The organism is Bradyrhizobium sp. TM233 (assembly GCF_036247965.1).
GTDB lineage: Bacteria > Pseudomonadota > Alphaproteobacteria > Rhizobiales > Xanthobacteraceae > Bradyrhizobium > Bradyrhizobium ottawaense.
This window is the reverse complement of the sequence record NZ_BTIG01000003.1, coordinates 741,812-757,651: the sequence shown is the minus strand read 5'-3', so window position 1 is coordinate 757,651 and position 15,840 is coordinate 741,812. Positions and strand designations below refer to the sequence as shown.

Below are 15,840 nucleotides of genomic sequence, written 5' to 3'. Positions count from 1 at the left end.
AATTCAATCGCCAAGCGAATTTGCGCCCACACGCTATGGTGACACGGCGTTGCAGATTGCCCTTGCGCGCGCCGCCCGTCCTGCCGCAAATGGCTGCAAAACGGATGGCATGGAAGCGAGCGTAGCATGACCGACACCACAGCAATCATCACAGAGAAGCGCGGGCAGGCGTTCTGGATCACCATCAACCGGCCGGAGAAACGCAACGCGCTGAACGGCGAGGTCATCGCCGGCATCATCAAAGGCTATCGTGACGCGCACGACGACAAGGACGTCCGCGTCATCGTGCTGACGGGCGCGGGCGACAAGGCGTTCTGCGCGGGCGCCGATCTGCAGAATTCCGGCGCGGCTTTCGCGATGGATCATTCCAAACCAAATGTCGACTATGCCGATCTGTTACGTTTGTCACAGAACGCCACCAAACCGGCGATTGCGCGGGTCGGCGGCGTCTGCATGGCCGGCGGCATGGGCCTGCTCTGCATGACCGACATGGCGGTCGCGGCCGATCACGTCGTCTTCGGCCTGCCGGAGGTGAAGGTCGGCGTGTTCCCGATGCAGGTGCTGAGCCTGTTGCAGAACATTGCGCCGCCGCGCCTCGTCAACGAATGGGCGCTCACCGGCGAGCCGTTCGATGCCAAGGCGGCGCAGGCTGCCGGCCTGCTCAACTACGTCGTTCCCACCGCCGAGCTCGATGCCAAGGTCGACTGGCTGATCGGCCGCATCGTCGACAAGTCCCCGACCGCGATCCGCCGCGGCAAATACGCCATGCGCGCCATCGCCTCGATGTCGTTCGACGAGAGCATCGCCTACACCGAAAGCCAGATCGCGCTGCTCGCCATGACCGAGGACGCCAAGGAAGGGCTGAAAGCGTTCAGCGAGAAGAGAAAGCCGGTCTGGACGGGACGGTGAGGGGGGCTCGCTCTCGTGTCCCGGACGCGCTGCAACGCTCTTGGCGTTGCGGCGCAGAGCCGGGACCCAGAAGGCGGCACGGGAGAATGCGGGGGCATGGGCCCCGGCTCTGCAGCGCACCGCCGAAGGGGCGCTGCGCTGCGTCCGGGGCACGAGGGTGTGCTCAACCAACTTCACATCTCAAACAGCAAACACGCCTTCGCCTTCCCGCGGCGCATTTCGCCCGGGGTTTGCTCTCGCTTCACGCCCTCTCAGAAGAAAGGGCGCAGGGAAGGCCGGGTGCCGGCTGGCACCCGCAAGACTCCCGTGCAAGAATGATGCACACGCAAGGCACAGGAGAAGTACAGGGCAGCCGAACATCCGGCCTTCCCCGCGCAATGGTTTGACGGCTTATGCGCGCTCTCCCCGGAGACGAGTTCTGTCTTGCCTCCGTCACTTCCGCGAAAGTCACGGACGCGCCTCGGTTGAAGCGACGCCGCATTCGCAGAGGCTTGACCGTAGCAACGACGGCCAGGACCACGCGGTTTTGCCGTACGCAGGCTTCCCGCTTCACCCCCGGGCGTCTTCGCCCAAGGGCTGGCAGGCATCGAGCGCCGTTCGTACAACGCGGCTTGCGGGACGCTCACGGGGGTCGGCTCAATCCATCGCCCCGCCCTGCGTCTCACATCCGCGACGGCGCTGCCCAGCGTCCACCGCAACCCGATCCGCGGTTCGTGACGACGTACGACCGCCCCTTGTCACGGGATCAGGACGGAGCGAGAATGCGATAAATCAGAAATTCTGTAAATGCGAATATTTTGGGGTGTGACGGTTGACCGAGCGATGGGGGTTTCGCCCGTCGGGTGGCGCAAGGGCTTGTAGGTGTCGTAGGGTGGATTAGCGTCAGCGTAATCCACCAAGTCTGTTTCCGCGGAGGCAGAAGAGGTGGGTTACGCCCTGCGGCCGCGCTTTGCGCGCCCACAGGGCTAACCCACCCTACGAGACCTTACCCCGCATTGGCCTTCAGCCCCGCGGCCTGGATGCCGGCCACCGCGCAGGCCTCGTCATTGTCGGAGGTGTCGCCGGAGACACCGACGGCGCCGAGCAGTGTCGCGCCGTCCATGATCAAGACGCCGCCGGGGACCGGCACCAGCGCACCCTTGGCGATGGTGTTCACGGCGTCGATGAAATAGGCCTGCTCCTGGGCGCGCTGGAACAGGGCGCGCGAGCCCATGCCCATGGCGAGCGCGCCATAGGCCTTGCCGTGCGCGATCTCGCCGCGCATCAGGCTGGTGCCGTCCTGCGCCGCGGCGAGCTTGAGCACGCCGCGCGCGTCGAGGATGGTGACGACCAGCGGCTTGAGCTTGAGTTCGCCAGCCTTCGCGAAGGCGGCGTCGAGGATTTTGCGGGCGGTGTCGAGCGTGAGGTCAGCCATGGCTGGGTTCCTTTGCAGCAGTTGAGGTGGAATTGGTTTCGGTACGATCGAGGCTCATCGCCAGCACGCGCGCGACGTGAAGCGCTTCGCGCTTTGTGCCGTCATGGATCTGATGGCGGCAGGAGGTGCCGTCGGCAACGATGAGCGTTGTCGTCGGGTCTGCACGCCGTACGGCGGGCAGCAGCGACAGCTCGGCCATCTCGATCGAGGCATCATAGGTGTCCGCGCCATAACCGAACGCGCCGGCCATGCCGCAGCAGCTCGATTCGATGGTCTCGACCGCGAGGCCCGGGACGAGCCGCAGCACCTGCTCGACCGGCTTGAAGGCGCCGAAGGATTTTTGATGGCAATGGCCGTGCACGACGGCCTTGTCAGCGATGGTGCCGAGCGGCAGTTGCAGCCGGCCGGCCTCGGCCTCGCGCACCAGAAATTCCTCGAAGGTGAGAGCATGGGCGCTGATGGCCTTGGCGTCATCGTCCTTGCGCAGCGAGGCGAGCTCGTCGCGCAGCGTCAACAGGCAGCTCGGCTCGAGACCGACGATCGGCACGCCGCGCGCGGCAAAGGGCGCAAACGCGGCCACGAGACGATCGAGCTCGACCCTGGCTTCATCGACGAGGCCGGCGGACAGGAAGGTGCGCCCGCAGCACAGCGGGCGGCTGCCGCTCAGTGCCTTCGGCAGATGCACGCGATAACCGCCGGCCACCAGAACGCGCAGGGCGGCATGGAGGTTCTCGCGCTCATAGATGCGATTGAAGGTGTCGGCGAACAGCACGACCTCGCGGCCATCAACCGGCCCAACCACTTCGGTCGCCGGCGCAAACACGTCGCTGCGGAAAGCGGGCAGGGCGCGGCGTGCGCTGATGCCGGCGAAGCGCTCGAACAGCTTTCGGAGCAGCGGGCTGCGGTTGCGTAAATTGGCCAGCGGCGCCAGCCGCGAGGCGAGGCCGGCATAGCGCGGGAGATAGCCGACCAGGCGGTCGCGCAGCGTCAGGCCGTGGGAAGCGGCGCGCGCGGCGAGCACCTCGATCTTCATCTTGGCCATGTCGACGCCGGTCGGGCATTCATGGCGGCAGGCCTTGCAGGAGACGCAAAGTTTCAGCGTCTCCATCATCTCGTCGGAGGACAGTGCGTCGGGGCCGAGCTGGCCGGAGATCGCGAGCCGCAAGCTGTTGGCGCGGCCGCGCGTGACGTCCTTCTCGTTGCGCGTGGCGCGATAGGACGGGCACATCACGCCGCCCTCGAGCTTGCGGCAGGCGCCGTTGTTGTTGCACATCTCGACCGCGCCCTGGAAGCCGCCGCCGGCGCCGGGATAGGCCGACCAGTCGAGCTTCGTCTTCAACTCGCCGACGCGATAGTCGGGCTTGAAGCGGAACAGCGAGCGGTCGTCCATTCTGGGCGCATCGACGATCTTGCCGGGATTGAGCGTGCCGTCGGGATCGAAGCGCTGCTTCACCTCCCTGAAGTCGGCGACGAGACGTTCGCCGAACATGGTCTCGTGGAATTCGGAGCGCACCAGGCCGTCGCCATGTTCGCCGGAATGCGAGCCCTTGTATTCGCGCACCAGCGCGAAGGCCTCTTCGGCGATGGCGCGCATCGCCTTGACGTCCTTCTCCAGCTTCAGATTCAGCACGGGGCGCACGTGCAGGCAGCCCTCGGAGGCGTGTGCGTACATCGTGCCGCTGGTGCCGTGTTTGGCGAACACCTCGTTCAGCCGTGCGGTGTAGTCGGCGAGGTGCGGCAGCGGCACGGCGCAATCCTCGACGAAAGAGACCGGCTTGCCCTCCTGCTTCATCGACATCATGACGTTGAGGCCGGCAGCGCGGAAATCCGCGATGCCGCTCTGCAGCGCGGGCTCGGTGATCTCGACCACGCCGCCCCATTTGCGCCTGTCGTTGTTCCAGCCGAAGCCGAGATCGCTCATCAGCTCGGAGAGCTGCTTGAGACGCAACAGATTATCCGCTTGGTCCTCCTCGGCGAATTCGACCACCAGCACCGCATCCGGATCGCCCTTGATCGCGGCGGAGATGACGGGAGCGAACATCGCGATGTCGCGGCCGAGCGCGAGCATGGTGCGGTCGACCAGCTCGACCGCGATTGGCTTCAGCTTGACGAGGTGCTGGGCCGCATCCATCGCCTCGTAGAAGCTGCCGAAATGGCAGACACCCAGCGCCTTGTTGCGGATCACCGGCCAGAGCTTCAGCTCGACCTTGGTGGTGAAGGCCAGCGTGCCCTCGGAGCCGACCAGGAGGTGCGCCATGTTGTTGCGCGCATTGCGCGGCACCAGCGCATCGAGATTGTAGCCGCCGACGCGGCGCTGCACTTTTGGAAACCTTGCCGCGATCTCGTCGGCCTCGCGAGCGCCGAGATCGAGCATGTCGCGGAACAGGGCGCGTGCGCTGTCGCTCGCATTGAGATCTGAGAGATCGCGCGAGACCTCGCCGTAACGGCCGAGCGTGCCGTCGGCGAGCGCGGCCTCCATCGACAGCGTGTTGTCGCGCATGGTGCCGTAGCGGAGTGAGCGTCCGCCGCAGGAATTGTTGCCAGCCATGCCGCCGATGGTGGCGCGCGAGGCCGTGGAGACGTCGACCGGGAACCAGAGGCCATGCTTTTTGAGCTGGCGGTTGAGATCGTCGAGCACGATGCCGGGCTCGACCACACAGGTGCGGCCTTCGACGTCGAGCGAGAGGATGCGGTTCAGGTGTTTCGACAGATCGACCACGATCCCGTCATTGACGGTCTGGCCGCATTGCGAGGTGCCGCCGCCGCGCGGGGTGACCTTGCGCCCCTCGTCACGGGCAATCGCCAGCGCCAGCAAGGCCTCGTCCATGGTCCGGGGCACCACCACGCCGGCCGGCATGATCTGGTAGAACGAGGCGTCGGTGGCGTAGCGGCCACGGCTGAAGCGGTCGAATAGGACGTCACCTTTGATTTCCCGGGCCAGGCGTGCCGCCAGGCCGCCCTTTTCAGCCGATTCCGGTGATTTTCCAGCCACTTCCGCCGCCATGGTCCGCTTTCGCCTGTTCGCCGGCACCGTCTTGCCTCCCGTCACGGCCCTTGGCAAGCGAGCCCTGCTTCTTGTGCATTGGCGGACCTCGCCGGGCGAGGGACAAGCCCGGCGAATAGTGATATGCGAGCGGCTCGCCGGAGCTCTCAATTCGGGCCAACCGACGTTAGAGCCAAGACAGCCTCAAGAGCCAAGACAGCCTCAAAGACCGGGAAGGACGCCGATGACCGTGCACACTGGAAGGCATTTCTTACAGATTCCAGGACCGACCAACGTGCCCGACCGGGTGCTGCGGGCGATGGACATGCCGACCCTGGACCATCGCGGTCCGGAGTTCGCCGAGCTCGGTTTTGCGGTTCTCGCCTCGATGCAGCGGGTGTTCCGCACCAAGCAGCCCGTGATCATCTTCCCCTCGTCCGGCACCGGCGCCTGGGAAGCGGCGATGGTCAACGTGTTCGCGCCCGGCGACAAGCTCCTGATGTGCGAGACCGGCCAGTTCGCCGTGCTGTGGCGCGGCATCGCCGACAAGTTCAAGTTCGACGTCGACTTCATCCCGAGCGACTGGCGCCACGGCGCCGACCTCGCCGAGATCGAGAAGCGCCTCGTCGCCGACAAGCAGCACGCGATCAAGGCCGTCTGCGTCGTGCACAACGAGACCTCGACCGGCTGCGTGACGCCGCCGCTGGAGGTGCGCAAGCTGCTCGACCGCGTCAAGCATCCGGCGCTGCTGATGGTCGACACCATCTCCGGCCTCGGCTCGATGGAATATGAGCATGACGCCTGGGGCATCGACGTTTCGGTCGCGGGCTCGCAGAAGGGCCTGATGCTGCCGCCCGGCCTCGGCTTCAACGCCGTCTCGGAGAAGGCGCTGGCCGTCGCCAAGGCCAACCCCGGCATGCGCTCCTATTGGGACTGGCAGGAAGTCATCAACTTCAACAAGCTCGGCACCTTCCCCTACACCCCCGCCACCAATCTGCTCTACGGCCTGCGTGAAGCTGTGAAGATGCTGGAGGAGGAGGGGCTGGAGAACGTCTGGACCCGCCACAAGCGCCACAGCGCCGCGACGCGTGCCGCGATCAAGGTCTGGGGCCTGGAGACGCAGTGCGCCGACCCGGCTGCGCATTCGCCGGCGCTGACCGGCGTGCGCGTGCCGGACGGACACGACGCCGACGCCTTCCGCAAGGTTGTGCTGGAAAACTTCGACATGTCGCTCGGCACCGGCCTGAACAAGGTCAAGGGCAAGGTCTTCCGCATCGGCCACATCGGCCATTTCAACGATCTGATGCTGATGGGCACGCTCGCCGGCGTCGAGATGGGCCTCGATCTTGCAAAGATCCCGCACCGGAGCGGCGGCGTCCTGGCGGCCATGGACGTCCTGAAGGGACGCGACGCGGTGCCGATGACCAAGGCCCAGGTAGCTTAGAGGCTCAGCTAGCCTGGCGGCTCAGCCGGCCTGAACCGACCTAGAGAAGAAGAGACGCGCGATGAACGCACCGACGACGACAAACGAAGACCTGCTCTACTCCGTCCAGGACGGCATCGCGCGGATCACCTTCAACCGCCCGCAGGCGCGCAACGCAATGACCTTCGCCATGTATGATCGCATGGCGGAGATCTGCCAGGAGATCAACGCCGACCGCTCCATCAAGGCGCTGATCCTGACCGGCGCCGGCGACAAGGCGTTCGCCTCCGGCACCGACATTTCCCAGTTCCGTGCGTTCAAGACCGCGCAGGACGCGCTCGACTACGAGGCCCGCATCGACCGCGTGCTCGGCACGCTCGAGCAGTGCCGCGTGCCCGTGATCGCGGCGATCGCCGGCGCCTGCACCGGCGGCGGCGCCGGCATCGCGGCCTGCTGCGACCTCCGCATCGGCACCGAGACCACGCGGATGGGCTTTCCGATCGCGCGCACGCTCGGCAACTGCCTGTCGATGTCGAACATCAGCCGCGTCGTGGCGCTGGTCGGACCTGCCCGCACCAAGGATCTGATTTTCAAGGCGCGCCTCGTCGAGGCGCCGGAGGCCCTTGCGCTCGGCCTCCTCAACGAGATCGTGCCCGACGTCGAGACGCTGCAACGCCGCGCCGACGAGACCGCAAGGCTCGTCGCCAGCCACGCGCCGCTCACGCTGGAGGCGACCAAGGAAGCGGTGCGCCGCATCCGCCGCACGCTGTCGCGCGAAGAGGGCGAGGACCTGATCCTGAAAGCCTATATGAGCGAAGATTTCCGCGAAGGCATGGACGCCTTCCTCAACAAGCGCACGCCGAACTGGAAGGGCAAGTAGCCCGCGTCCTTGGCCGGCTGCGCCATGCTGGGTGCGGCAACCGGCGGAAGCGATGGCTGACCAATCAACCGTCAGTGGCCCCGCGCAATTGCAATTGGCGATACGCTCGCCGGCCGCGTCAGGGTGATCTTGGGCGTCTCGGCCCAATGGCAGGCGGGAAGTAGGACGGCGCGATCAAGCCGCCTGATCGTCGATGGGCTCGGCCACCAATTTGACGCCGAGCGAGTTCATTACCTTGCGGACCGTCTCGAATTCAGGTTTCGCGGTCTCTTTGAACGTCTTGTAGAGGCTCTCACGAGAGAGGCCGGTCGCTTTCGAGATATCCCCCATTCCCTTCGCGCGAGCAGCGGTGTCGAGCGCGTTACAAATGTAAGCGTGGTCATTTGTCTCGAAGGCTTCAGTGAGATAAGCCGCGATCGCCGTCGGTGTCTTCAGATAGTCGGCTGCATCAAACTTGGTTACTCTTATCTTCGCGCTTTGCTTAGAGCTCGGCTGCGATCGCTTTGGCATGTCTGATGTCCTGATCCTGGGTCGACCTGTCTCCGCCGCAGAGGATCAACACGATCCTGTTGCTTGCTTGTAATACACGCGGTAACCCGGCCCATAGTCGATGCGCAGTTCACCAACTCACGCGCCTACGGCTTTAACGTCGCCTGCATTACCCATGGCGAGCCGCTCAATGCGGAGCGATCTTCGCGATCGCTCGCTGATCTCGGCCAACCATTGATCGAATTCGTCAGTCTTCTGAACCTCAAACATAAGTATCCTATAGGATATAGTCAAGGCCGCCAAGAGTATAGTTCCGTCTGGAACAGCTTCGTCACCTCACCAGCTGTACTTGAACACGCCCTTGCCGGAATAGCTGGTGACGTTGCCGGAGAACTCGCCGTCGAATGTGCCGGCGATCGAGAAGCCGCTCAGCCATTTCATATCGGCGCTGGCGCTGACGAGCGCGGAGTCGGCATCGACCCTGGCGCCGTTCACGAGGAAGCTGGTGCCCGGCAAGGTCTGGAACAGCGCGGTGACGGCGCGGCCCGGATTGTAGTCGTGCGCCCAGGCGGCGCGGCCGCGCAGCGTCAGCACGCCGTTCTGCATCGCGTAGGATTTGTCGGTGCGCAGGCCGAGCTCGGAGCGGGTATCGGTCAGCGATTGCGAAGCGTAGTTCAGCGCGAACAGCCCGCCGCCATTGAGGCTGACTTCCGAATAGTTCGGCAGGTTGAAGTTCGTCACCTGTGCCGCAGCGTAGGGCGTGATGCCGATCAGCGGCGTCGTGAAGCGATAGCCGCCCTCGAAGCGGGCCGAGAAGGTGTCGGCCTTGAAGCGGCCCTGGAGCTGGTCGAAGCCGCCCGGCGCCACGGTGCGGTTGGTGGTGACGTCGCGCCAGCCATAGGCGAGCGCAGCCGAGACGTAAGCCGGTCCGAAATTGTGCCGGCCATAGACGCCGGCCTGGAACAAATCGGCCGAGCCCGAGCCCATCGCATTGGCGAGCGAGTAGTTCAGCCCGCCGCCGCCGAGCGCAAAGCCGACCAGCGTGTCCACCGAGAGCCGGTAGTCCGCGCCGGCCGCGCCGCCCCAGACCCGCGCCGTCAGATCCTGCGAGCCGACCGTCGCATTGCCGCCGACCTCCGCCGAACCGCCATAGCCCGCGGTCCAGACGCTCCAGCGGCTGCTTGGCTGCGAGGAAAATAGCGGCGCCTTGGTCGCCATCGCATAAGCCTCGCGTTCGCGCGCAGTGGCCGGCCGCATCGACGCATAAGAGGCTGCGTTATCGCTCTCGGCAAACTGGGCGACGCTGCCCGCCTTGGCGAAGCCGCCCGAGCGTCCCACGACGGTCGGGTCCAGCATCAGGTTCAGGAACTGGCCGTCGGCATTGATCGCCGACTGGATGATGCCGGTGCCGAGCTCGCCCGAGGCGGTGGTCAGTCCCGCCGGCGTCAGCGCGGCGAAGGCCGCGGGAATGCCGCCGGTGGTGTTGAAGAAGTTGGTCAGCGTGTTCGCGACGTTCTGCTGGTTGACGTTGAGGCCGCCCGCCGGTGTGAAATTGAGGCCGATGTTAAGGTACGCCGTCAGGGCGTCGTAGCTCAGCGTCGCGTTGACCGTCGGCATGTTGGAGACGACGGTCGGATTAAAGGTGGTGCCGACGAGGCCGCCCGCCGCGTAGAAGATCGCGTACTGCTTCTTCAGCGTGCCGGTGCCGAAATTCGCGCGCACCGTCGCGCCCCCGAGGTCGCCCGTGCCGTTGGCCTGGGTCAGGCTGGCACTGGCCGAGGAGACCTGGACCAGATAGGTCGAGGCGGCGGTGAAGGTGACGTTTCCGCTGACGCTGAGCGTGCCGTACGGGTTTGCCGCGTTGCCCGGGGCGAGCGTGCCGCCGTTCACGTCGATGCCAGAGAGCGTGCCGGTGCCGGCGAGTGTGCCGCCGGCATTGACGAAGGCCGCGCTCGCGAACAGCACTCCGTCCACGACGAGCGTGCCGCCGTTGACATTGGTGTTCCCGACATAAGTGTTCGCGCCGGTGAGAGTCTGCCTGCCACCCGTGATCGTGAGTCCGCCGGGAAAGCCGGTGTCGTCGATCACGCCGGAGAAAGTGCCGTTGCCGGCCGTGATCGTCAGCGTGTTGTTGCCGAGATGGACGTTGCCGGAGCCCGTCAGCGATGTGATCGAAGTGCCGCCGTTGGTCAGGTTCGAGATGTCGAAGACGCCGTTGGCGACGACGCCGCTGGAGGCTGCGATGCTGCCGCCCGACGATGCCAGATCCAGTTCGCCGCCGGCGGCAATCGTCGTTGCGCCGGTATAGGTGTTCGTGCCGGAGAGCGACTGAGTGGCACCGTTGGCGATCACGACGCTGCCGCCCGTGCCACCGCCGATGCCGTCGTCCTGGATCACGCCGCCGAAGGTGCTGCCGGACGTGATCGTGAGGGTCCTGGAGCCCAGCGCGACGATGCCGCTGCCGGCGGGCGAGCCGAGGCCGCGGACCGACGTGCCGGAGGTCGTCTGGGAGATGTCGAGCGTGGCGTTCGCTGCGCTGAACGAGACGAAGGCCGAGTCCGCGATCGAGCCGGCTCCCTTCAGCGCCAACGTGGCGCCGGCATCGATCTGCGTGGCGTTCGAATAGGTGTTGACGCCGGAGAGCGTCTGGGTTCCACCGAAAACCTCGAGCCCACCGGTGCCCTGGATCACGCCCGCGAATTCGGTCGAGGCATTGGTCATCACCAACCCGTTGCCGCCCATGTTGACGACACCGGACGAGCTGCCGGCAAGCGCCGTGATGACGTTGAACGGCACCGCTGCGCCGGAGATGTCGAACGTCGCATCCACCGTGACGACACTGGATGACGAGATGCTGCCGAAGCCGGAGATCGCCAGCGTTCCGGCCGCGATCGTCGTCGCACCGGTATAGGTGTTGGTGCCGGCCAGCGTCAGCGTGCCGGTTCCGACCTTGGTCAGCCCGCCGCCGCCGGAAATCACGCCGTCGACCTGGGTCGAGGTGTTGAGGCTGCCGGTGGTGAGCGTGTTGCCGCCGAGAACGTAATTGCCAGCGCCTTCGATCGAGCCGGCCGTCGTTCCGCCACTGGTCAGGCCTGAGATGTCGACCGTGCCGCCGGCATTGGTGATGAACTTGGCGCTGCCGCCGCTGCTGCTCCCGGCGAATTTCGTGCTCCCGCCGTTATTGGTGGTTATCTGGGCGCTCCCCGCAGAACTGGACGCTGCGAACGTGACCAAGCCGCTGTTGATGAGACTTGCCGTTCCCGCCGTGCTGTTCTGGATGAAGTTGACGTTGCCGCCGACATCGTTCGTGATGGTCACGGCCCCTGCGCCGCCGTTGGCGGTGCTGCTGTTCTGGAACACCAGATTGTTGCCGGAGGTGACCTGGAAGGTCTGGATGTTCACCGTATCGTTGTTGACGATGCCCGTGGCGTTGACGATGAACGGGTTGCCGATCGTGAACGTGTAGGCCTGCGAGGTGCCCGCGAACTGGATCGTGCCGATGCTGACGACACCGTTGTTGTTGTCGACCGCCGCGCTTCCGGTGTTGGTGAAGGTTGCGGTGCCGTCGGGCACGCTCGGGTTGGAGGTCCAGTTGGTCGGATCCGTCCAGTCGGTCGAGCCGCCGGTCCATGTGCCGTCCACGGCATGCGCGGCGACGACGCCGAGCGCCGTGGTGGCGAGGAGTGTCGCCAGCGAGTGGCGCAGGACGGATCGCAGCCCGTATCCGACCCTCCCACCTGCCATTGTCGGTCCAGCCATCCGATCGTCTCAAATCAGCAAAGAAATCACCGCAAACATGCAACCGAGGCGCGTATCCGGGGACCGGCGCCCACGCCATGATCTCATGGCGCTGCAACGGCCTGCAATGAACGGATATCCATTTGCGCCCGTTTCTGTCTATCCCGACCTGCATTTCCAGCCATCGTGGCCGCGGGGCAACATATTCGGACGTTCGTTCCCCGCGCAGGTGACCAGAGACAGGTGCGTGGTGTCCGCCGCACGTCACCGCGCGAGGGCATGGACGCCTTCCTCAACAAGCGTACGCCGAACTGGAAGGGCAAGTAGCCGGCGTCCTTCAAGAGACCGCTGCATTGCGCCTCCTTGTCCAGTCCCGACGCGCCTCCGACAGCCGCCGCCTAAGCGATCTCAATAATGCCGGCCTTTGCACGTCGCGCAGGCGTACATATACCGGTTGTCGAGGGGGCGGTTGGCTATCTTGCCGTCCCAACAAAGTGTCCGTCTGCCTCGCCGTCCTTAGTGAATCTTGGACAGGCGCAAAAGCCTCCCGGTGAGCTGCGGGTTGGACACATGACCTTTGGTGCTCCCGACGGTAGTTCGGAAGCATTCACGAGGCATTGCGATTTAGGTTTTGGATCCTGCGACGCACCCTTGGCGAACACGGCTGTACCAGCGCCGGCCAGCATTAAAACAACAAGGACGCCTTGAAGGAAGCTCATGCGTAGTCCTTATAGCGGTGGCAATCCAACTGAGCGGTTCTTCAACAGGATCGAGCAACATCATCGGATAGCGACGCGCTACGACAAATTTACCACCAACTACCTCGCTCTTCCAGCTCGCCCGATCAGGCTATGGCCCGGCGCTAACAAGTCCTGTCCTAGGGTGCGTACATAAAATCTGCTGCTAAGAGTAGGCGCACGATGTCCGCTTGTCCTCCAACAGCGGCGCGAAAACGGACGTTGTCGGACTTCCGAGAAGGGCCAACAGGCGACTTGGCCAATGGCCATTTACGCCGCGTTGGAGCATCATCCCGCCCGTAGGCGATCAAAGTTGGGGTTGGGGCCAATCAGAAAAGGGACCGGCGGGACGACACGTAAGCTCCCAATGGGTGTTATCGCCGACGTTCTCGTGAATCCAATCGATTTCGACGCTCTTGGTAAGCCGATCAATTCGGCCGGAAACGTTCGGCCTCCCATTCGCGTACTGACTGCTGAATCCGACTAGCAAGGGGGGTGACCTTCGTGATCGGTACGACGTTATCGAGGAACGACACCGTTTGATCGTCCCCGCTCACAATGATGCTGAGATTGGTGACGGGCGCGAACGCCAACTCTGCTCCGGATGTAACCGCTAACCTGCTCGTTCCTTGGCAACGCAAAGTCATCTTCGAGCTTTGCTGCTGCGCACCTGCGGACTGCATCAAGGCAAGCAACAGAACCACACACATTAACCTCATCGACGACAGACCCTCGTTGCTGTGTCATATGTTATCTTCACCGGTTGACATCATAGCTGCCGAGACCTCCAACGCAAAGTCGGCTTTGGGTCAATCACGTCGGTTAGGCCGCGCCTCGGCCATGTCTCGTCTACCCTCCACAGCTGACCTGCGGGACGCTCTTCGCGAGCTTCTTCTCCGTGCCACGCTGTAGCCGCCCGCCCTTCTGCTTCACTCTGCCAAATTGGAACTTCCCGTTTTCCATCCGCTTCGCATGATAGCTCCTGACTGCACATGCGATCAATTCGGCTTCGCATGACACCATAGCACTCGCAAGCAATACCCTCCAGTTGAGCTCGCTCGAGGTTCAGCAGTCCGCGACGATCGGGTTTGATGCAGCCAGCTCCGCGAAGCTTGTTCATTGTTAATGTCACCGTGGTTCGTCGCACCGCCAAAAGCTGTGCAAGCGCCTCCTGCGTCAGCTGAATTACGTCGCCCGTAACCCGATCGTGCAGTTCGAGCAACCACCGTGCCATCCGGCATTCGACCGGATGCACTGCGTTGCCGGCAGCCACGTTCTGGAGCTGCAAGAGCTGTGTGCCGAGGTGAAGTCGCAGGACGTGTTTAACCGCGGCGCTTTGCTCAAAAGCATACTTCAATTTTGAGGAGGTATCCGCAACGCACTGCCGGCTACATAGGCTGTAGCCGTCACAGGCGATCGTGACGAACTGAGCACCGAGAGAGCGCCAACCGCTCCTTCCGAGCCCATCAGCGTGGAGGCCACCGTGTGCCCATCCGACATCTCGACCAGGAACGCTACAACTCCACCAACTGGAAAATAGACATGTTCGAACTGTTCTTCCATTCGCACCAATACGGTGTCGAGCCCAAATGACATCCGTTGAAGGTGAGGCGCGAGCAAGTCGAAATCTCCAGATGGCAATGCTGCCAAGAGTCTATTCCCAGGGCTCGGCAGGAGGGCCATCGTGGATGTCCCTTTATCGAACGCACGAAACAACAATCCAGTGGGAACCCATATTAGCTTAGCGCGATCTGTTCCTATTGACCGAGCGGGGCAACCATTGTCACCGAGGCGCCCTCCGCGACGCGATGTCCGCCTTGGGTCGTGCGCAGAAGTGCCGGCGGCCGGTCCGAGAGCCGCTAGAGTCCGCTAAGGGTGCCGGTTAATGGGATCTCCGGTTGTTCTCAGCGAGCCGGACCTTCTCTCTCAATCTCTCAAGGTCCTCCATTGCTTTGAGCAATCTCACCAGATCGGAGACCATGTGTGCCAGAGTGGGCTTGCGCGGCTTTAAGACTCGAGCTTTCTGTTTCATCGCGAAACGGCTCCCTGCCAGGACCGACGTAGACTGGTTGGCTTCGCAAGGAACATGCCATCGGAGTGCGGCCGACGATTTCGCGCCACAGAGCGCTGGAGGGCTTGAGCAGGAACTATCGGGAGGGCGGCCCCTCCCATCCATGGGATTGGCGCGTGATCTGGCCTGTGATGTCGATCTCCCGCTCGTCAGAGAGGCGCCAGGCCGCCACTCCGAAGCAGACGGTCAGAACTACGGCTGTTGTTAGCAGCAGCATCGACAGAAACTGGCTCACACCTACACCCCTGAACGCGACGCATAGGCCAGCGACCATGGAACGTAGATTCGGAAAATACAGATGCGTTGACCTAACGCCGGAATGTCCCCAAGCTTCTGCAGGATAGCGCAAGTAACCGGGTCGCACTCGCTATCCGGTCAAGCCACGCCGCCCGCCGCGGTAATTTGGTATTCGGGTTCGCCTAAGAACTTGCAAGCAACCGCTCTGTCCACTGGCTCATCCGGCCGCGGCCGGCGGGCCTAGGTGCTAGGGGGGACCTTTATTGCCGGCGCGAACCGTTCAGAAAATGTTGCGGCCTTCGCATCCCGTGCTGCAGAAAGTGCCGCCGAAATAAACGATGAAGATCCGATAGTCGCCAGCGCTACGAGCAACGAGCCGAAAATCAGGCTACGCATTCAACCCTCCTTCAGGGGCGATAACGGCTCTCAGCATCGGATCGCATTGTTTCAACATCGCTTCATGCGATGGCCAAAATGGCTTCATGAGGAGGGGGTGGTCGGACAAAACGGGGCGGAACTTCCTCGACCGCTCAGTACCGCGGTACGCAACGGCAAAGAGAACCGTCGGCTCCAAGGTCGGGGGGGGGTTCATTGGGGCCTAGCCGTCCTCGCAGCTGATGCCGAGACCGTCGCAGGTGAGGGCGAATAAGTCTTTTGTTTTTGAATCTTCAAAGCAGAACCTTGTGCCGATCTCCGCGCGGTCAGTCCACCAGCCAGCGTTAGCTCCTTGGGCTATGCGGGCGGCTTCGCCTCGTAACAGGTCCAGTCGTTTCCCGGCAGCACGAACAATCAGGCAATTTCCCTTGGGCATAAAGTTGTCCTCCGTTCAATCGAGACGCCGCGGGATGTCGACGAAATTGGCGGGAAGCAGCACGTTCCAGTGCTTGAGCGTAGGCTGCACCATGGCCGCAGCAGGGGTCACTGCGGCCAGCGCGTTGGTCAAAAATGCCGGGTGAAAA

Annotated in this window: 9 protein-coding genes; 3 read left to right on the top strand and 6 right to left on the bottom strand. The window is 63.8% G+C overall.

Going from position 1 to position 15,840, the window contains the following annotated elements:
* Window positions 1–126: 126 nt before the first annotated feature.
* The gene (locus AABA86_RS10530) at window positions 127–909 is read left to right on the top strand and encodes an enoyl-CoA hydratase/isomerase family protein (RefSeq protein ID WP_338306658.1); all 783 of its coding nucleotides are present in this window, start codon (window positions 127–129) and stop codon (window positions 907–909) included.
* Between the two features lie 985 nt (window positions 910–1,894).
* Here the strand turns inward: AABA86_RS10530 and AABA86_RS10525 are convergent.
* Together AABA86_RS10525 and AABA86_RS10520 are read right to left on the bottom strand one after the other, a co-directional pair.
* Window positions 1,895–2,323: a GlcG/HbpS family heme-binding protein gene (locus AABA86_RS10525; RefSeq protein WP_166468672.1), complete on the bottom strand. Its 429-nt coding sequence runs from the start codon at window positions 2,321–2,323 to the stop codon at window positions 1,895–1,897.
* Window positions 2,316–5,327, bottom strand: a complete 3,012-nt coding sequence (locus AABA86_RS10520; protein WP_338306657.1) for an FAD-binding and (Fe-S)-binding domain-containing protein — start codon at window positions 5,325–5,327, stop codon at window positions 2,316–2,318. Before AABA86_RS10520 ends, AABA86_RS10525 begins: the two co-directional genes overlap by 8 nt.
* 223 nt (window positions 5,328–5,550) lie before the next feature.
* Between AABA86_RS10520 and AABA86_RS10515 the strand changes: the two genes are divergently transcribed.
* A complete protein-coding gene (locus AABA86_RS10515; RefSeq protein WP_338306656.1) occupies window positions 5,551–6,750 on the top strand; it encodes a pyridoxal-phosphate-dependent aminotransferase family protein in 1,200 nt (399 codons plus the stop codon).
* 61 nt (window positions 6,751–6,811) lie between these two features.
* A complete protein-coding gene (locus tag AABA86_RS10510) occupies window positions 6,812–7,609 on the top strand; it encodes an enoyl-CoA hydratase/isomerase family protein (RefSeq protein WP_338306655.1) in 798 nt (265 codons plus the stop codon).
* Between the two features lie 174 nt (window positions 7,610–7,783).
* On the opposite strand, the gene AABA86_RS10505 is transcribed toward AABA86_RS10510, so the two are convergent.
* The 4 genes from AABA86_RS10505 to AABA86_RS10490 all read right to left on the bottom strand — a co-directional run bounded on the left by AABA86_RS10505 (window position 7,784) and on the right by AABA86_RS10490 (window position 14,136).
* A complete protein-coding gene (locus AABA86_RS10505) occupies window positions 7,784–8,119 on the bottom strand; it encodes an addiction module antidote protein (protein WP_338306654.1) in 336 nt (111 codons plus the stop codon).
* A gap of 315 nt (window positions 8,120–8,434) precedes the next feature.
* Window positions 8,435–11,857 (bottom strand): autotransporter outer membrane beta-barrel domain-containing protein, encoded by a 3,423-nt coding sequence (locus AABA86_RS10500; protein ID WP_338306653.1) that lies wholly within the window; start codon window positions 11,855–11,857, stop codon window positions 8,435–8,437.
* 1,485 nt (window positions 11,858–13,342) lie between these two features.
* Window positions 13,343–13,807 carry a helix-turn-helix domain-containing protein gene (locus AABA86_RS10495; protein ID WP_338306736.1) on the bottom strand — a complete coding sequence of 155 codons (465 nt, stop codon included), beginning with the start codon at window positions 13,805–13,807 and terminating at the stop codon, window positions 13,343–13,345.
* Window positions 13,808–13,926: 119 nt separating this feature from the next.
* Window positions 13,927–14,136 (bottom strand): hypothetical protein, encoded by a 210-nt coding sequence (locus tag AABA86_RS10490; RefSeq protein ID WP_338306735.1) that lies wholly within the window; start codon window positions 14,134–14,136, stop codon window positions 13,927–13,929.
* Window positions 14,137–15,840 lie beyond the last annotated feature (1,704 nt).

Excerpts from the sequence above, each read along its gene's own strand:
- AABA86_RS10525 (WP_166468672.1), bottom strand. The coding sequence starts at position 2,323 with ATGGCTGACCTCACGCTCGACACCGCCCGCAAAATCCTCGACGCCGCC.
- AABA86_RS10490 (WP_338306735.1), bottom strand. The coding sequence starts at position 14,136 with ATGGAAGAACAGTTCGAACATGTCTATTTTCCAGTTGGTGGAGTTGTA.
- AABA86_RS10515 (WP_338306656.1), top strand. The coding sequence starts at position 5,551 with ATGACCGTGCACACTGGAAGGCATTTCTTACAGATTCCAGGACCGACC.
- AABA86_RS10530 (WP_338306658.1), top strand. The coding sequence starts at position 127 with ATGACCGACACCACAGCAATCATCACAGAGAAGCGCGGGCAGGCGTTC.
- AABA86_RS10505 (WP_338306654.1), bottom strand. The coding sequence starts at position 8,119 with ATGCCAAAGCGATCGCAGCCGAGCTCTAAGCAAAGCGCGAAGATAAGA.
- AABA86_RS10495 (WP_338306736.1), bottom strand. The coding sequence starts at position 13,807 with ATGGCACGGTGGTTGCTCGAACTGCACGATCGGGTTACGGGCGACGTA.
- AABA86_RS10510 (WP_338306655.1), top strand. The coding sequence starts at position 6,812 with ATGAACGCACCGACGACGACAAACGAAGACCTGCTCTACTCCGTCCAG.
- AABA86_RS10500 (WP_338306653.1), bottom strand. The coding sequence starts at position 11,857 with ATGGCTGGACCGACAATGGCAGGTGGGAGGGTCGGATACGGGCTGCGA.
- AABA86_RS10520 (WP_338306657.1), bottom strand. The coding sequence starts at position 5,327 with ATGGCGGCGGAAGTGGCTGGAAAATCACCGGAATCGGCTGAAAAGGGC.